The 16,290-nt window shown below is 58.1% G+C and carries 18 protein-coding genes; 16 read left to right on the top strand and 2 right to left on the bottom strand.

What is annotated here, in order from left to right; genetic code table 11:
- The first annotated feature begins 92 nt into the window (after positions 1 to 92).
- The 11 genes from livH (at position 93) to ugpQ (ending at position 9,582) form a co-directional block, all read left to right on the top strand.
- On the top strand, positions 93 to 1,019 hold the full coding sequence (gene livH / locus NR795_RS15970) for a high-affinity branched-chain amino acid ABC transporter permease LivH (RefSeq protein ID WP_144818002.1): 927 nt from the start codon (positions 93 to 95) through the stop codon (positions 1,017 to 1,019).
- On the top strand, positions 1,016 to 2,293 hold the full coding sequence (locus NR795_RS15965) for a high-affinity branched-chain amino acid ABC transporter permease LivM (protein WP_257758717.1): 1,278 nt from the start codon (positions 1,016 to 1,018) through the stop codon (positions 2,291 to 2,293). The genes livH and NR795_RS15965 overlap by 4 nt, the downstream gene beginning before the upstream one ends.
- Positions 2,290 to 3,057, top strand: coding sequence for a high-affinity branched-chain amino acid ABC transporter ATP-binding protein LivG (gene livG / locus NR795_RS15960; protein ID WP_103820364.1), 768 nt, complete (start codon positions 2,290 to 2,292; stop codon positions 3,055 to 3,057). Before NR795_RS15965 ends, livG begins: the two co-directional genes overlap by 4 nt.
- 17 nt (positions 3,058 to 3,074) lie before the next feature.
- Positions 3,075 to 3,788, top strand: a complete 714-nt coding sequence (livF, locus tag NR795_RS15955) for a high-affinity branched-chain amino acid ABC transporter ATP-binding protein LivF (RefSeq protein WP_042393287.1) — start codon at positions 3,075 to 3,077, stop codon at positions 3,786 to 3,788.
- A gap of 104 nt (positions 3,789 to 3,892) precedes the next feature.
- Entirely contained in the window at positions 3,893 to 4,114 is a 222-nt protein-coding gene (locus NR795_RS15950) for a type II toxin-antitoxin system Phd/YefM family antitoxin (protein ID WP_257758716.1), read from the top strand.
- Positions 4,111 to 4,479, top strand: a complete 369-nt coding sequence (locus NR795_RS15945) for a type II toxin-antitoxin system death-on-curing family toxin (RefSeq protein ID WP_257758715.1) — start codon at positions 4,111 to 4,113, stop codon at positions 4,477 to 4,479. Before NR795_RS15950 ends, NR795_RS15945 begins: the two co-directional genes overlap by 4 nt.
- Before the next feature lie 166 nt (positions 4,480 to 4,645).
- Positions 4,646 to 5,962 (top strand): sn-glycerol-3-phosphate ABC transporter substrate-binding protein UgpB, encoded by a 1,317-nt coding sequence (ugpB, locus tag NR795_RS15940; RefSeq protein ID WP_144818004.1) that lies wholly within the window; start codon positions 4,646 to 4,648, stop codon positions 5,960 to 5,962.
- 71 nt (positions 5,963 to 6,033) lie between these two features.
- Positions 6,034 to 6,921: a sn-glycerol-3-phosphate ABC transporter permease UgpA gene (gene ugpA / locus NR795_RS15935; protein ID WP_144818005.1), complete on the top strand. Its 888-nt coding sequence runs from the start codon at positions 6,034 to 6,036 to the stop codon at positions 6,919 to 6,921.
- Positions 6,918 to 7,763 (top strand): sn-glycerol-3-phosphate ABC transporter permease UgpE, encoded by an 846-nt coding sequence (gene ugpE, locus NR795_RS15930; RefSeq protein ID WP_144818006.1) that lies wholly within the window; start codon positions 6,918 to 6,920, stop codon positions 7,761 to 7,763. The genes ugpA and ugpE overlap by 4 nt, the downstream gene beginning before the upstream one ends.
- 8 nt (positions 7,764 to 7,771) lie before the next feature.
- Positions 7,772 to 8,845: a sn-glycerol-3-phosphate import ATP-binding protein UgpC gene (locus NR795_RS15925; protein ID WP_257758714.1), complete on the top strand. Its 1,074-nt coding sequence runs from the start codon at positions 7,772 to 7,774 to the stop codon at positions 8,843 to 8,845.
- The gene (gene ugpQ, locus NR795_RS15920) at positions 8,842 to 9,582 is read left to right on the top strand and encodes a glycerophosphodiester phosphodiesterase (RefSeq protein ID WP_257758713.1); all 741 of its coding nucleotides are present in this window, start codon (positions 8,842 to 8,844) and stop codon (positions 9,580 to 9,582) included. The genes NR795_RS15925 and ugpQ overlap by 4 nt, the downstream gene beginning before the upstream one ends.
- Here the strand turns inward: ugpQ and NR795_RS15915 are convergent.
- Entirely contained in the window at positions 9,579 to 9,944 is a 366-nt protein-coding gene (locus NR795_RS15915; protein WP_144818009.1) for a DUF2756 family protein, read from the bottom strand. The genes ugpQ and NR795_RS15915 overlap by 4 nt on opposite strands.
- 122 nt (positions 9,945 to 10,066) lie before the next feature.
- Here NR795_RS15915 and ggt point away from each other — a divergent pair, with 122 nt between their 5' ends.
- Positions 10,067 to 11,815 carry a gamma-glutamyltransferase gene (gene ggt / locus NR795_RS15910; RefSeq protein WP_257758712.1) on the top strand — a complete coding sequence of 583 codons (1,749 nt, stop codon included), beginning with the start codon at positions 10,067 to 10,069 and terminating at the stop codon, positions 11,813 to 11,815.
- A gap of 38 nt (positions 11,816 to 11,853) precedes the next feature.
- Here the strand turns inward: ggt and yhhY are convergent, their stop codons facing one another.
- Positions 11,854 to 12,342 carry an N-acetyltransferase gene (yhhY, locus tag NR795_RS15905; RefSeq protein WP_144818011.1) on the bottom strand — a complete coding sequence of 163 codons (489 nt, stop codon included), beginning with the start codon at positions 12,340 to 12,342 and terminating at the stop codon, positions 11,854 to 11,856.
- 332 nt (positions 12,343 to 12,674) lie between these two features.
- Between yhhY and NR795_RS15900 the strand changes: the two genes are divergently transcribed.
- The 4 genes from NR795_RS15900 (at position 12,675) to gntK (ending at position 16,286) form a co-directional block, all read left to right on the top strand.
- Entirely contained in the window at positions 12,675 to 13,712 is a 1,038-nt protein-coding gene (locus NR795_RS15900; RefSeq protein ID WP_222889342.1) for an oxidoreductase, read from the top strand.
- A 122-nt stretch (positions 13,713 to 13,834) separates the two neighbouring features.
- A complete protein-coding gene (locus NR795_RS15895; RefSeq protein WP_222889343.1) occupies positions 13,835 to 14,530 on the top strand; it encodes a pirin family protein in 696 nt (231 codons plus the stop codon).
- A 101-nt stretch (positions 14,531 to 14,631) separates the two neighbouring features.
- Positions 14,632 to 15,627, top strand: a complete 996-nt coding sequence (gntR, locus tag NR795_RS15890; protein WP_222889344.1) for a gluconate operon transcriptional repressor GntR — start codon at positions 14,632 to 14,634, stop codon at positions 15,625 to 15,627.
- Between the two features lie 137 nt (positions 15,628 to 15,764).
- Positions 15,765 to 16,286 (top strand): gluconokinase, encoded by a 522-nt coding sequence (gene gntK / locus NR795_RS15885; protein ID WP_222889345.1) that lies wholly within the window; start codon positions 15,765 to 15,767, stop codon positions 16,284 to 16,286.
- The last annotated feature ends 4 nt before the right edge of the window (positions 16,287 to 16,290 follow it).

The raw sequence follows: 16,290 nt of genomic DNA, 5'->3' as shown, positions 1-16,290 counted from the left end.
GTGTCTTTGAATGGCATGCCGATGGTTCGTCTTCGGTAGCTCAGTAAATCTCAATCGCCCGCTTAGCCGGGCGAGTTTAGAAAGGTTACGTTATGTCCGAGCAGTTTCTCTACTTCCTGCAGCAGATGTTTAACGGCGTGACGCTGGGAAGCACCTATGCACTTATCGCCATCGGTTACACCATGGTCTACGGCATTATCGGCATGATCAACTTCGCCCACGGCGAGGTCTATATGATCGGTAGCTATGTCTCCTTTATGATCATCGCCGCCCTGATGATGATGGGCATCGACAGCAGCTGGCTGCTGGTGGCCGCCGGATTCGTTGGCGCGATTGTGATCGCCAGCGCCTACGGCTGGAGTATCGAACGGGTGGCCTATCGCCCGGTGCGTAATTCTAAACGCCTGATCGCGCTGATCTCCGCCATCGGGATGTCCATCTTCCTGCAAAACTACGTTAGCCTGACCGAAGGGTCACGTGACGTGGCGCTGCCAAGCCTGTTCAACGGTCAGTGGACTATCGGCAGCAGCGAGAACTTCTCCGCCTCGATCACCACCATGCAGCTGGTGATCTGGATCGTCACCTTCGTTGCCATGCTGGCGCTGACTCTGTTCATCCGCTACTCCCGCATGGGCCGCGCCTGCCGCGCCTGCGCGGAAGATTTAAAGATGGCCAGCCTGCTGGGAATTAACACCGACCGCGTTATCGCGCTCACCTTCGTGATCGGTGCGGCGATGGCCGCCGTGGCGGGCGTGCTGCTCGGCCAGTTCTACGGCGTGATTAACCCCTACATCGGCTTTATGGCCGGGATGAAGGCCTTTACCGCCGCGGTGCTGGGTGGGATCGGCAGTATTCCTGGCGCGATGATTGGCGGCCTGATCCTCGGCGTGGCCGAATCGCTCTCCTCCGCGTATCTGAGTACCGAGTATAAAGATGTGGTGTCGTTTGCGCTGCTGATCCTGGTGCTGTTGGTAATGCCAACCGGTATCCTGGGCCGCCCGGAGGTTGAAAAAGTATGAAACCGATGCATTTTGCGATGGCGCTGCTCTCCGCTGCGCTCTTCTTTGTGCTGGCCGGCGTCTTTATGGGCGTCCAGCTGAGTCTCGACGGCACTAAGCTGGTAGTCGGCAGCGCGGCGGATATCCGCTGGCAGTGGGTCTTTATCGGCACCGCCGTGGTCTTTCTGTTCCAGCTTCTGCGTCCACTGATGCAAAAAGGGCTGAAGAACGTCTCCGGGCCGAAGTTTATCCTGCCCGCCATTGACGGGTCGACGGTTAAGCAGAAGCTGTTCCTTGTTGCCCTGCTGGTCGCTGCCGTGGCGTGGCCGTTTGTGGTCTCACGCGGCACGGTGGATATCGCCACCCTGACCATGATCTACATTATCCTCGGCCTCGGGCTGAACGTGGTGGTCGGCCTCTCGGGTCTGCTGGTGCTGGGCTACGGCGGCTTCTACGCCATCGGAGCCTATACCTTTGCCCTGCTGAACCACTATTACGGCCTCGGCTTCTGGACCTGCCTGCCGCTGGCGGGGCTGGTGTCCGCCGCGGCGGGCTTCCTGCTGGGCTTCCCGGTGCTGCGCCTGCGCGGTGACTATCTGGCGATCGTGACCCTCGGCTTCGGCGAGATCGTGCGTATTCTGCTGCTCAACAACACCGAAGTGACCGGTGGCCCGAACGGTATCAGCCAGATCCCGAAACCGACGCTGTTTGGCCTTGAGTTTAGCCGTACCGCCCGCGAAGGCGGCTGGGATACCTTCAGCAACTTCTTCGGCGTGAAGTACGATCCCAGCGACCGGGTTGTGTTCCTCTACCTGGTGGCGCTGCTGCTGATGGTCTTTACCCTGTTCGTGATCAACCGCCTGCTGCGCATGCCGCTGGGCCGGGCGTGGGAAGCGCTGCGTGAGGATGAGATCGCCTGCCGCTCGCTGGGCCTCAATCCGACCCGCATCAAGCTGACCGCCTTTACCATCAGCGCCGGGTTTGCTGGCTTTGCCGGTACGCTGTTCGCCGCCCGTCAGGGCTTCGTCAGCCCGGAATCCTTTACCTTTGCCGAGTCCGCCTTTGTGCTGGCGATTGTGGTGCTGGGTGGGATGGGCTCGCAGTTCGCGGTTATCCTTGCGGCGATCCTGCTGGTGGTCTCCCGTGAGCTGATGCGTGATTTCAATGAGTACAGCATGTTAATGCTGGGTGGTCTGATGGTACTGATGATGATTTGGCGTCCTGAAGGCTTGCTGCCAATGACCCGTCCGCAGTTGAAACTGAAAAGCGGACACGTGAAAGGAGAGCAGGCATGAGTGAGCCATTACTGTCCGTTAACGGCCTGATGATGCGCTTCGGCGGGCTGCTGGCGGTAAACAACGTCGCGCTGGATCTGCATCCGCAGGAGATTGTCTCCCTGATTGGGCCAAACGGCGCGGGCAAAACCACGGTCTTTAACTGCCTGACCGGCTTCTATAAGCCCACCGGCGGCACCATCATGCTGCGTGACCAGCACCTGGAAGGGCTGCCGGGGCAGCAGATTGCCCGCATGGGCGTGGTGCGTACCTTCCAGCACGTGCGTCTGTTCCGGGAGATGACGGTGATTGAGAACCTGCTGGTGGCCCAGCATCAGCAGCTCAAGACCGGCCTCTTCTCCGGCCTGCTGAAAACGCCTGCTTTCCGCCGCGCCCAGAGTGAAGCGCTGGATCGCGCTGCGACCTGGCTGGACCGCATCGGGTTGCTGGCGCACGCTAACCGTCAGGCCAGCAACCTGGCCTACGGCGACCAGCGTCGTCTGGAGATCGCTCGCTGCATGGTGACCCAGCCGGAGATCCTGATGCTGGACGAGCCAGCGGCCGGGCTGAACCCGAAAGAGACCAAAGAGCTGGACGAGCTGATCGTTGAGCTGCGTAACCATCACAACACCACTATTCTGCTGATTGAGCACGATATGAAGCTGGTGATGGGTATCTCCGACCGTATCTACGTGGTAAACCAGGGCACGCCGCTGGCAAACGGCACGCCGGAGCAGATTCGTAACAACCCGGACGTGATCCGCGCCTATTTAGGTGAAGCATAATGGGGGCGAGGCCTAAGATGGAAAACGTGATGTTATCTTTTGACCAGGTAAGTGCCCACTATGGCAAAATCCAGGCGCTGCACGACGTCAGCCTGCATATCAACCAGGGTGAAATCGTCACCCTGATCGGGGCCAACGGCGCGGGTAAGACCACGCTGCTCGGTACCCTGTGCGGCGATCCGCGCGCCAGCAGCGGGCGCATTGTCTTTGATGGTAAAGACATTACCGACTGGCAGACGGCGAAAATCATGCGTGAAGCGGTGGCGATTGTCCCGGAAGGGCGACGCGTCTTCTCGCGCATGACGGTAGAGGAGAACCTGGCGATGGGCGGTTTCTTTGCCGATCGTGACCAGTTCCATACCCGCCTCAAGTGGGTTTATGAGCTGTTCCCACGCCTGCACGAGCGCCGTATTCAGCGGGCCGGGACCATGTCCGGCGGCGAGCAGCAGATGCTGGCCATCGGTCGGGCACTGATGAGCCAGCCGCGTCTGCTGCTGCTCGACGAGCCCTCTCTTGGTCTTGCGCCGATCATTATCCAGCAGATCTTTGACACCATCGAGCAGCTGCGCAAAGAGGGGATGACCATCTTCCTCGTGGAGCAGAACGCCAACCAGGCGCTGAAGCTCGCCGATCGCGGCTACGTGCTGGAGAACGGTCGCGTGGTGCTGTCCGATACCGGCGACGCGCTGCTGGCCAACGAAGCGGTGCGCAGCGCCTACCTCGGCGGCTAAGTAAGTTCCTTTCCAGGCCCTGCGACAAGCTTGCCGGGCCTGGAAATGCTCACGCTTCTGTACGGGTTAGTTGTACAATAAACGCGTACTTAAGAGGAGGCGCTATGCGTACAATGAGCTACAGTGAAGTCCGACAAAATCTTGCAGCGGCGCTGGATTCGGCAGCGGCTGGCACACCGGTAACCATTACGCGTCGCGGGCACAAGCCAGCGGTGATCATCAGCACTGAAGAGTTTGAACGTTACCAGGCGGCAAAGCTGGATGCGGAATTTGACGCCATCATGAGCGTACATGGCAACGAAATCAGGGAACTGGCCGATAAATGACGCTTCAGTTCATCTCAGCAGAAGAGATTATACGTTTTCACGATAAGCTTCTAAGCGTAACGCCAGGCGTAGCGGGCATGCCCGACCCGGGGCGAGCTGAAGCCTTGCTGTATCGCGTCTTAAACAAACATGAATACGAAGGGATATCCGATATCTGGACCCTCGCCGCGATGCACCTGCTTGCCATCTCCCGTGGACATATCTTTAACGACGGTAATAAACGCACGGCCCTGTTCATCACGCTGCTGTTCCTTAAGCGTAACGGCATCTCGCTGCCAGCTAATGCCGATTACGTCGAGCTAACGGTGGCCGCGGCTGCGGGTCAGCTGTCACTTGAGGAGATCGCCCACCGTCTGCGCGGGTAAGATTTACCCGCCATCGTACCGTCACCGTTTCATCATCCCTCTGCCGCCTCTCTGTCATACTTTTGTAAACAAACGGTTATTTTTCTGTCATTTGAGCGTGTCATGTTACTTCGCGAGCACGAAAAGCGTGATATCGCGCATCCGGCACAACAAGAGAGATAACCGAATGATATCGTTACGACATACAGCTTTAGGATTAGCGTTAGGTCTGGCGTTTGCAGGTCAGGCTATGGCAGTGACCACCATTCCGTTCTGGCATTCGATGGAAGGGCAGCTGGGTAAAGAGGTGGACTCCCTGGCGCAACGTTTTAATGATACCCATCCAGATTACAAAATTGTGCCGGTCTACAAAGGCAACTACGAGCAGAGCCTGAGCGCCGGGATTGCCGCCTTCCGTACCGGTAACGCCCCTGCCATTTTGCAGGTCTATGAAGTCGGCACCGCGACCATGATGGCCTCGAAAGCCATTAAGCCGGTGTATGAAGTGTTCAGCGATGCGGGTATCAAGTTTGACGAGTCGCAGTTTGTGCCGACCGTCTCCGGCTACTACACCGATGCGAAATCCGGCCATCTGCTCTCCCAGCCGTTCAACAGCTCCACTCCGGTGCTCTACTACAACAAAGATGCCTTCAAAAAAGCGGGCTTAGATCCAGAGCAGCCGCCGAAAACCTGGCAGGATCTTGCTGCCTACACCGCGAAGCTAAAAGCAGCCGGCATGAAGTGCGGCTACGCCAGCGGCTGGCAGGGCTGGATCCAGATCGAAAACTTCAGCGCCTGGCACGGTCTGCCGGTCGCCACTAAAAACAACGGCTTTGACGGCACCGACGCGGTGCTGGAGTTCAACAAGCCGGAGCAGGTCAAGCACATCGCGATGCTGGCCGATCTCAACAAAAAAGGCGACTTCAGCTACTTCGGGCGCAAGGATGAGTCCACCGAGAAGTTCTATAACGGTGACTGCGCGATCACTACCGCCTCGTCTGGTTCGCTGGCGGATATTCGTCAGTACGCCAAATTTAACTACGGCGTGGGCATGATGCCGTATGACGCCGACGTGAAGGGCGCGCCGCAGAACGCCATCATCGGCGGGGCCAGCCTGTGGGTGATGCAGGGCAAAGATAAACCGACCTATACCGGCGTTGCCCAGTTCCTTGAGTTCCTGGCGAAGCCGGAAAATGCGGCCGAGTGGCACCAGAAGACCGGCTATCTGCCGATCACCACCGCCGCTTACGATCTGACCCGCGAGCAGGGCTTCTACGACAAGAATCCAGGCGCGGATATCGCCACCCGCCAGATGCTGAACAAGCCGCCGTTGCCGTTCACCAAAGGGCTGCGCCTCGGCAACATGCCGCAGATCCGCACCATCGTGGATGAAGAGCTGGAGTCGGTCTGGACCGGCAAGAAAACCCCGCAGCAGGCGCTGGACAGCGCGGTAGAGCGGGGTAACCAGCTGCTGCGCCGCTTTGAGCAGTCCACCAAATCATAAACGTTGCAGCAATCCGTAGGCCGGGTCAGGCGTAGCCGCCACCCGGCGTTTTCTCAGGAATAAAACGCCCTATGTCATCATCCCGTCCGGTATTCCGCTCGCGCTGGCTTCCCTATGCGCTGGTCGCGCCGCAGCTGATTATTACCGTTATCTTTTTTATCTGGCCCGCGGGTGAAGCGCTGTGGTACTCGGTGCAGAGCGTCGATCCGTTCGGTCTCTCCAGCCAGTTCGTTGGGCTGGACAACTTTATGGCGTTGCTGCATGACAGCTACTATCTGGACTCCTTCTGGACGACGATAAAGTTCAGCGCGCTGGTGACCTTCTCTGGCCTGCTGGCCTCGCTCTTTTTTGCCGCGCTGGTAGATTACGTGGTGCGCGGCAGCCGCTTTTATCAGACGCTGATGCTGCTGCCCTACGCCGTGGCACCTGCCATCGCCGCCGTGCTGTGGATCTTTCTCTTCAACCCGGGGCGCGGGCTGATTACCCACGCGCTGGAGCAGATTGGCTACAGCTGGAACCATGCCCAGAACAGCGGCCAGGCGATGTTTCTGGTGGTTTTTGCCTCGGTGTGGAAGCAGATCAGCTACAACTTTCTCTTCTTCTTCGCCGCGCTACAGTCAATTCCCCGCTCGCTGGTAGAGGCCGCCGCCATTGACGGTGCCGGACCGGTGCGTCGCTTCTTCCAGCTTTCGCTGCCGCTGATCGCCCCCGTCAGCTTCTTTCTGCTGGTGGTCAACCTGGTGTATGCCTTCTTCGATACCTTCCCGGTGATCGATGCCGCGACCGCCGGTGGACCGGTGCAGGCCACTACCACGCTGATCTACAAGATCTACCGGGAAGGCTTTGCCGGGCTGGATCTCTCCGCCTCTGCCGCCCAGTCGGTGGTGCTGATGCTGCTGGTGATCGCCCTGACGGTCGTCCAGTTCCGCTACGTCGAGAGTAAGGTGCGCTACCAATGATTGAAAACCGACGCGGGCTGACCCTCTTCAGCCATGTGATGCTGATCCTCGGCATCGCCGCCATTCTCTTTCCGCTCTACGTCGCCTTTGTGGCAGCCACGCTGGACAACCGGGCGGTGTTCGAGACGCCGATGACGCTGATCCCCGGCAGCCATCTGCTGGATAACCTGAAGACCATCTGGCTGCAGGGTGTGGGAGCCAACAGCGCGCCGTTTTGGCTACTGCTGCTCAACAGCTTCATCATGGCTTTTAGCATTACGGTAGGGAAGATTGCGGTTTCGATGCTCTCTGCTTTTGCCATCGTCTGGTTCCGCTTCCCGCTGCGCAATCTCTTCTTCTGGATGATCTTTATCACCCTGATGCTGCCGGTGGAGGTGCGTATCTTCCCGACGGTAGAGGTGATCGCCAACCTGAAGATGCTCGACAGCTACACCGGGCTGACGCTGCCCCTGATGGCCTCGGCCACCGCGACTTTCCTGTTTCGTCAGTTCTTTATGACCCTGCCGGACGAGCTGATCGAAGCCGCGCGCATTGACGGCGCATCGCCGATGCGCTTTTTCCGCGACATCGTGCTGCCGCTGTCGAAAACCAACCTTGCGGCGCTGTTTGTCATCACCTTTATCTACGGCTGGAATCAGTACCTGTGGCCGCTGCTGATCGTCAGCGACGTCAACCTGGGCACTGCCGTGGCGGGAATTAAAGGGATGATTGCTACCGGGGAGGGCACTACCCAGTGGAACCAGGTGATGGCGGCGATGCTGCTGACCCTGATTCCCCCCGTTGTTATCGTATTAGCCATGCAGCGTGCCTTTGTGCGTGGCCTGGTCGACAGTGAGAAGTAGGTAAAAACATGGCTGGATTAAAACTACAGGCAGTAAGCAAAAGCTGGGACGGCGGCAAGACTCAGGTGATCCAACCCCTGACCCTGGACGTGTCGGATGGCGAATTTATCGTGATGGTCGGCCCCTCCGGCTGCGGCAAGTCGACCCTGCTGCGGATGGTGGCCGGGCTGGAACGGGTCACCAGCGGCGACGTCTGGATCGACCGCCAGCGAGTAACCGAGATGGAGCCGAAAGAGCGCGGCATCGCCATGGTATTCCAGAACTATGCCCTCTATCCGCATATGAGCGTGGAAGAGAATATGGCGTGGGGATTAAAAATTCGCGGCATGGGTAAAGCGCACATCGCCGAGCGGGTCAAAGAGGCAGCGCGTATTCTGGAGCTGGATAGCCTGCTGAAACGTCGCCCGCGGGAGCTTTCCGGCGGCCAGCGTCAGCGCGTAGCGATGGGCCGGGCGATCGTCCGCGATCCTGCCGTCTTTCTGTTTGATGAGCCGCTCTCCAACCTCGACGCCAAGCTGCGCGTCCAGATGCGCCTCGAACTTCAGCAGCTGCACCGCCGCCTGAAGACCACTTCGCTCTACGTCACCCACGATCAGGTTGAGGCCATGACCCTGGCGCAGCGGGTGATGGTGATGAACAAGGGCGTGGCGGAGCAGATCGGCACGCCGGTAGAAGTGTATGAGAAACCGGCCAGCCGCTTTGTGGCGAGCTTTATCGGCAGTCCGGCGATGAACCTGCTGGATGGGCGCATCAGCACCGCCGGGGATCACTTTGAACTGGAGAGCGGTATGGCTCTGCCCATCAACTGGTACTACCGGGGCTACGCCGGGCGCAAGATGACGCTGGGTATCCGCCCGGAGCATATTACGCTAAGCTCACAATCCGCAGGCGGCATTCCGCTGGTAATAGATACCCTGGAGATGCTGGGGGCGGATAACCTGGCCCACGGCCGCTGGGGCGAGCAGAAGCTGGTGGTGCGGCTACCGCATCACGATCGCCCGACACCGGGCAGTACGCTGTGGCTGAACATGCCCGAGAGCCACCTGCACCTTTTTGATGGTGAAACAGGACAACGTTTATGAGTCACTGGCCTTACCCCACTGTCGTCGCCCATCGCGGCGGCGGCAAGCTGGCCCCGGAGAATACCCTCGCGGGCATCGATACCGGCGCGCGCCTCGGTCACACCATGATCGAGTTTGACGTCAAGCTCTCCCGCGACGGGGAGATCTTCCTGCTGCACGACGATAACCTGGAGCGCACCAGCAACGGCTGGGGTGTGGCGGGCGATCTGCCGTGGAGCGATCTGCTGAAGGTGGATGCAGGGAGCTGGTTTAGCGGCGCGTTCAAGGGCGAGCCGCTGCCGCTGCTCTCGCAGGTGGCGGATCGCTGCCGGCAGCATGGCATGATGGCTAACATTGAGATCAAGCCGACCACGGGTACCGGGCCGCTGACGGGAAAAACGGTGGCGCTGGCGGCGCGGGCGCTCTGGCAGGGCATGACACCGCCGCTGCTCTCCTCATTTGAAATTGATGCTCTGGAGGCCGCGCAGCAGGCCGCCCCGGAGCTGCCGCGCGGTCTGCTGCTGGACGCGTGGCGCGAAGACTGGCGTGCGCTAGCAACGCGCCTCGGCTGCGTCTCGCTACACCTTAACCACAAGCTGCTGGATGAACAGCGGACGGCAGAGATTAAAGCAGCCGGGCTGCATATTCTGGTCTACACCGTCAATCAGCCCCAGCGTGCGGCGGAGCTGCTACGCTGGGGCGTGGACTGCATCTGTACCGATCGCATCGACACTATCGGCCCGGATTTCCAGCCCTAAGGACTCATCGTCTTCAGGGGAATAGTGGGCTGCGGCGTGCCGGACGGATTTAGCATGCTGCCGCTAGTGTTGGGCAACATCTGTTCGCGGCTGTTATCCAGTCTGCCCGGCTGCGAATCCAGCATGCGCTGGGAGTTGTTATTGATCTGCGACTCCAGGTGCTGCTGCTGCATGCGCGTCTGGGTCTGAAGCTGCTGGTTCAGCATGCCTTTCTGCTGGCTTTGCTGATTCAGCATCTGGGTCTGCATCCGCTGCTGGCTGGGGATTTGATACCCCGGCTGGTTCGGGTTATTCATGGTATTGATCGGCTGCGCGAAAACGCTAAGCGGTAGCAACAGAGCCAGAGATAAGAGGTATTTCATCGTGATGTCCTCCTGTAGGTGGATCAGTTAAGTTTACTTGCTCAGCGCAAAGACTGTGCGTTTTTTAGCGTTGTGAACCAGGATTAAGCAGCAATATCAGCCATTTTTCCTGGAGAATAATGATGAGTAAGCCTAAGTTTGCGCGCTGGGCCGCTATCGCGGCGCTGGTCGCTGGAAGCTGTTTTGGCGTGGCCGCCGCGCCGCAGCCGGAAGCGCCCCCCGTCTCCTACGGCGTTGAAGCCGATACTTTCCACCCGGTGCGCGAGCCGCAGGGGATGGTGGCGTCGGTGGATGCCGCCGCCACCCGCGTGGGTGTTGATATTCTAAAGCAGGGCGGTAACGCGGTGGATGCCGCCGTAGCGGTGGGCTATGCGCTGGCGGTGACCCATCCGCAGGCCGGAAACCTCGGCGGCGGCGGATTCATGCTGCTGCGTACCAAAGACGGGACTACCACCGCCATCGACTTCCGTGAGATGGCCCCGGCCCAGGCCAGCCGGGATATGTTCCTCGACGACCAGGGCAACCCCGACAGTAAAAAATCCCTGACCTCTCATCTGGCGACCGGTACCCCCGGCACGGTGGCGGGTTTCTCATTGGCGCTGGAGAAGTACGGCACGCTGCCGCTGAACAAGGTGGTGCAGCCCGCCATCAAGCTGGCCCGGCAGGGTTTTACGGTTAATGACGCCCTGGCGGAGGATCTGAAAACCTACGGCAGCGAAGTCTTGCCCAATCACGACAACAGCAAGGCGATCTTCTGGAAAAATGGCGAGCCGCTGAAGAAAGGTGACAAGCTGGTTCAGGCTAATCTGGCCAAGAGCCTGGAGATGATTGCCGAGCTGGGGCCGGATGCCTTCTATAAGGGGGCGATTGCCGATCAGATCGCCCAGGAGATGAGCAAGAACGGCGGCCTGATGACCAAAGAGGATCTGGCGGCCTACCGGGCGGTGGAGCGCACCCCCATCAGCGGCGACTACAGAGGTTATCAGGTCTTCTCCATGCCGCCGCCCTCCTCAGGCGGGATCCATATCGTGCAGATCCTTAATATCCTTGAAAACTTCGACCTGGCGAAATATGGCTTTGGCAGCGCGGATGCCATGCAGGTGATGGCCGAGGCGGAGAAGTACGCCTATGCCGACCGCTCGGAGTACCTTGGCGACCCGGACTTTGTCAAAGTGCCGTGGCAGGCGCTGACCAATAAAGAGTATGCCAAATCCATTGCCCAGCAGATCGACGTTAACAAGGCCAGGCCGTCGAGCCAGATCCGTCCCGGCAAGCTGGCGCCTTACGAGAGTAACCAGACTACCCACTTCTCGGTGGTGGATAAAGACGGTAACGCGGTGGCGGTGACCTATACCCTGAACACCGTCTTTGGCACCGGGATTGTGGCGGGCAATACCGGCATTCTGCTCAACAACGAGATGGATGACTTCTCGGCCAAGCCGGGCGTGCCAAACGTGTATGGGCTGGTGGGTGGCGATGCCAACGCTGTGGGGCCAAACAAGCGTCCGCTTTCGTCGATGTCCCCAACCATCGTTGTTAAAGACGGTAAAACCTGGCTAGTAACCGGCAGCCCGGGCGGGAGCCGAATTATCACCACCGTGCTGCAAATGGTGGTCAACAGCATCGATTTTAAAATGAACGTGGCCGAAGCGACTAACGCGCCGCGCTTCCATCATCAGTGGCTGCCTGACGAGCTGCGCGTAGAGAAGGGCTTTAGCCCGGATACGCTGAAAATGCTGGAGCAGAAGGGACAGAAAGTGGCGCTGAAGGAGGCGATGGGCAGCACCCAAAGCATCATGGTAGGTGAAGACGGGGCGCTGTATGGCGCGTCGGATCCGCGTTCGGTGGATGACTTAACGGCGGGGTATTAATGTGTAGGCCGGGTGGCGCTGTGCCACCCGGCAATCTCTTATTTCATCCGTGCCATAAAGTAGGAGTCCACCAGCTCGCCGTTGCGCAGAGCGTACTTTTTGGCGGTGCCTTCGATCTCAAATCCATGCTTGCGATAGAGCGCGACAGCGGCTTCGTTATCGGCATACACCGACAGTTCTATACGCTCAATGCGCAGCCAGTTCTCGCACACATCAATCATGGCTTTCATCAGGGCGCTGGCGACGCCCCGCTGGCGAAAGGCGGGCGAGACGGCAAGACCAAACTCTGCCGCGTGGCTGCGGCGCGGATTCTGCTCTACGCTGATGCCAATGTGCCCAGCGACTTCCCCATCAATAGTGGCGACGAGCATACGGTGGCCGGGCCGGGACTTAACGCGCTCCTGCCAAAGCTCCTGAGAGGGGTAGGGTAGCTGTAGTAGATGGTGATACATCTCCGGCTGCGCTGACATCAGGCGTAATGGCTCGGCATCGCGGGCTTCGACGTGGCGTATCACTATCTCACTCATTTTCCTCTATCCTCAGTTAGTTAACACTCCTCTCCAACATCCGTTAATTCAAAATCTTCGTCAACTGCCATTTTTTGCAAAAAGTATTAGACAAGTGCGAATGATAATGATTATTATTGCTATGCGTTCAGGCGCTACTACGGTGAACCTGAAAGCACGACATTGCTCACATTGCTTCCAGTATTATCTTAGCCAGCCTATGCTGGCTTTTTTTTTGCTTATGTATCAACCTGGCTGCGACGTCGACGGTTGAGAGGGGGTATTGGGAGACGTGTTGTCGGGCTCTACTTTGCGCTATGGTTATGGGCACTGTTTTAAAAAAGAGGTGACCCATGACGCTGCACTGCGCATTTATTGGCTTTGGTAAAAGTACCACCCGCTACCACCTTCCCTATGTTCTCAATCGCAAAGCGAGCTGGCACGTGGCACACATCTTCCGCCGCCATCCCAAGCCGGAAGAGCAGTATCCTCAGTATCAGCACATCCACTTCACCAGCGATCTCGACGAGGTACTCAACGATCCACAGGTGAAGCTGGTGATCGTCTGCACCCATGCCGATAGCCACTTTGAGTACGCGAAGCGCGCTCTGGAGGCGGGTAAAAACGTGCTGGTAGAGAAGCCTTTTACCCCCTCGATGGCCGAAGCCATTACCCTGTTCGAGCTGGCGAGAAGCAAAGGCCTCACCGTTACGCCCTACCAGAACCGTCGCTTTGACAGCTGTTTCCTGACGGCGAAAAAAGCCATTGAGAGCGGCAAGCTGGGTGAGATTGTCGAAATCGAGAGCCACATTGACTACTTCCGTCCGGTAGCAGAGACCAAACCGGGCCTGCCGCAGGACGGCATGTTCTTTGGCCTCGGCGTGCATACCCTGGATCAGATCATCTCCCTGTTTGGCCGCCCGGACCATGTCGCCTATGACATCCGCAGCCTGCGTAATAAAGCCAACCCGGACGACACCTTTGAGGCGCAACTCTTTTACGGCGACCTGAAGGCGATTGTGAAGACCAGCCACTATGTCAAAATCGACTACCCGAAATTTATCATCCACGGTACCCGCGGCTCGTTTATCAAGTATGGGATTGACCAGCAGGAGACCAGCCTGAAGGCCAATATTATGCCGGGCGAAGCTGGGTTTGCTGCCGACGACACGCGGGCAACGCTGGAGTACCTCAACGACGCCGGAGAGACGGTGCGCGAAGAGTGGCAGCCGGAGCCAGGCGACTATGGCCGCGTCTACGATGCCCTTTATGCCACCCTGACAGAAGGCGCAGAAAACTACGTCAAGGAATCTGAGGTGTTAACCAACCTTGAGATCCTCGAACGCGGGTTTGAGCAGGCCGCACCTGCCACGGTAACCCTCGCTAAATAAGGTTTTTTGCTGTTTTATAAGTTGTTCATAATTTTTGAACAGAGGAGTCAATTTTCACCCTCTATCATCCTGGGTCGATCGGGTACACACTTACTCCATCGAAAACAGTCGGGGGTGAAAAAATGATTTTCTTACGCAAAGCAAACGAACGTGGTCACGCAAATCATGGTTGGCTGGACTCATGGCATACCTTCTCTTTTGCCAACTACTATGATGCAAATTTTATGGGTTTCTCGGCGCTGCGCGTCATTAATGACGACATGATCGACGCCGGCCAGGGTTTTGGTACCCATCCCCATAAAGACATGGAAATTTTAACCTACGTGCTGGAAGGGGCGGTGGAGCACGAAGATAGCATGGGTAATAAAGAGCAGGTGCCAGCCGGTGAGTTTCAGATCATGAGCGCCGGAACCGGGGTGCGCCACTCTGAGTACAACCCGAGCAAAACAGCGCCTCTGCACCTGTATCAAATCTGGATCATTCCAGAAAAAACCGGCATTGCACCGCGCTACGAGCAGCGCCGCTTTGACGCCGCCCATGGTCGCCAGCTGGTGCTCTCTCCAGATGCCCGGGACGGCTCGCTGAAAGTGAACCAGGATATGGAGCTCTCCCGCTGGGCGCTGTCACAAGACGAGCAGGGGGATTACCAGATTACCGCCGGACGTAAGGTGTGGATCCAGGTGGTGAAAGGTAGCGTCTCTGTTAACGGGACCACCGCCACCACTGCTGATGGTCTGGCTATCTGGGACGAGCAGGCGCTGTCGATTCATGCAGACAGCGACAGTGAAATCCTGCTGTTCGACCTGCCACCGGTATGATGTGTTAAATAAAGTGCGCCACCTCTCCTTATCAGCGGGGAGGTTGCGCCTGCGTCGTGGTAAACTAAAACAATGTTCTCCCGTTTACCCCGCTCAGGACGATGAAAAAGAAAAGACCCGTACTTCAGGACGTTGCAGATCGCGTTGGCGTGACCAAAATGACCGTCAGCCGTTTTTTACGCAACCCGGAGCAAGTCTCCGTGGCGCTGCGTGGCAAAATTGCAGCGGTGCTGGACGAGCTGGGCTACATTCCTAATCGCGCACCTGACATCCTCTCAAACGCTACCAGCCGCGCTATCGGCGTGCTGCTTCCCTCTCTGACCAACCAGGTCTTCGCTGAAGTGCTGCGCGGTGTCGAAAGCGTCACCGATGCCCATGGCTATCAGACCATGTTGGCCCACTATGGCTACAAGCCGGAGATGGAGGAGGAGCGGCTGGAGTCAATGCTGTCGTGGAACATCGACGGCCTGATCCTTACCGAGCGTAGCCATACGCCGCGGACCCTAAAGATGATCGAGGTGGCGGGTATTCCGGTGGTGGAGCTGATGGACAGCTGCTCGCCGTGTCTCGACATCGCCGTTGGCTTTGATAACTTCGATGCTGCCCGCCAGATGACTGCGGCCATCGTGGCGCGCGGCCATCACCACGTCGCCTATCTTGGTGCACGTCTCGACGAACGTACTATTATCAAACAGCAGGGGTATGAGCAGGCGATGCGCGACGCCGGCCTGACGCCGTACAGCGTGATGATGGAGCAATCCTCGTCGTACTCATCCGGCATTGAACTGATGCGCCAGGCGCGCCGCGAATATCCGCAGCTCAACGGTATTTTTTGTACCAATGATGACCTTGCGGTGGGGGCGGCGTTCGAGTGCCAGCGTTTAGGATTAAAAATCCCGGATGACATGGCGATTGCCGGTTTCCACGGCCATGATATTGGCCAGGTGATGGAGCCTCAGCTGGCGAGCGTGCTGACGCCGCGTGAACGCATGGGCCGCATTGGTGCCGAGCGCCTGCTGGCGCGCATTCGCGGTGAGGTCGTGACGCCGAAAATGTTAGATTTAGGTTTCACATTGTCACCAGGTGGATCTATTTAGTCTGACAAATTTGAAGTAGCTCACACTTATTCACTTCGGAGAGTACGGCTTATTGCTTCTCACTCGCCCCAGCAGGAAAATGTTACCGATAACTGTTACCCGTAACAATCTACCTTTTGTCTCTGTGGGAGCGACCTTTGAGCACGACTAATCACGATCACCACGTTTATGTCCTGATGGGCGTATCCGGCAGTGGAAAATCCGCCGTTGCCAGCGAAGTAGCCCATCAGCTGCATGCCGCGTTCCTGGATGGCGACTTTCTCCATCCGCGCAGCAATATCACCAAAATGGCCGCTGGCGAGCCGTTGAACGATGACGACCGCAAGCCCTGGCTGCAGGCGCTGAACGATGCCGCCTTCGCGATGCAGCGCACCAATAAAGTGTCGCTGATCGTCTGCTCGGCGCTGAAAAAGAGCTATCGCGATCTGCTGCGCGACGGCAATCCCAACCTCTCCTTTATCTACCTGAAGGGTGATTTCGACGTGATCGAAGCCCGCCTCAAAGCGCGTAAAGGCCACTTCTTCAAGACGCAGATGCTGGTAACTCAGTTTGAAGCGCTGGAGGAGCCAAAGGCAGACGAGAGCGACGTATTAATTGTGGATATCGACCAGCCGCTCGACGGCGTGGTGGCCAGCACTATTGATGTGATTAATAAATAAAAAA

Source organism: Pseudescherichia sp. L3 (genome assembly GCF_024656065.1).
Classification (GTDB): Bacteria; Pseudomonadota; Gammaproteobacteria; order Enterobacterales; family Enterobacteriaceae; genus Pseudescherichia.
Note: the sequence above shows the minus strand (reverse complement) of the source record. Positions and strands in the feature narration are given on the sequence as shown.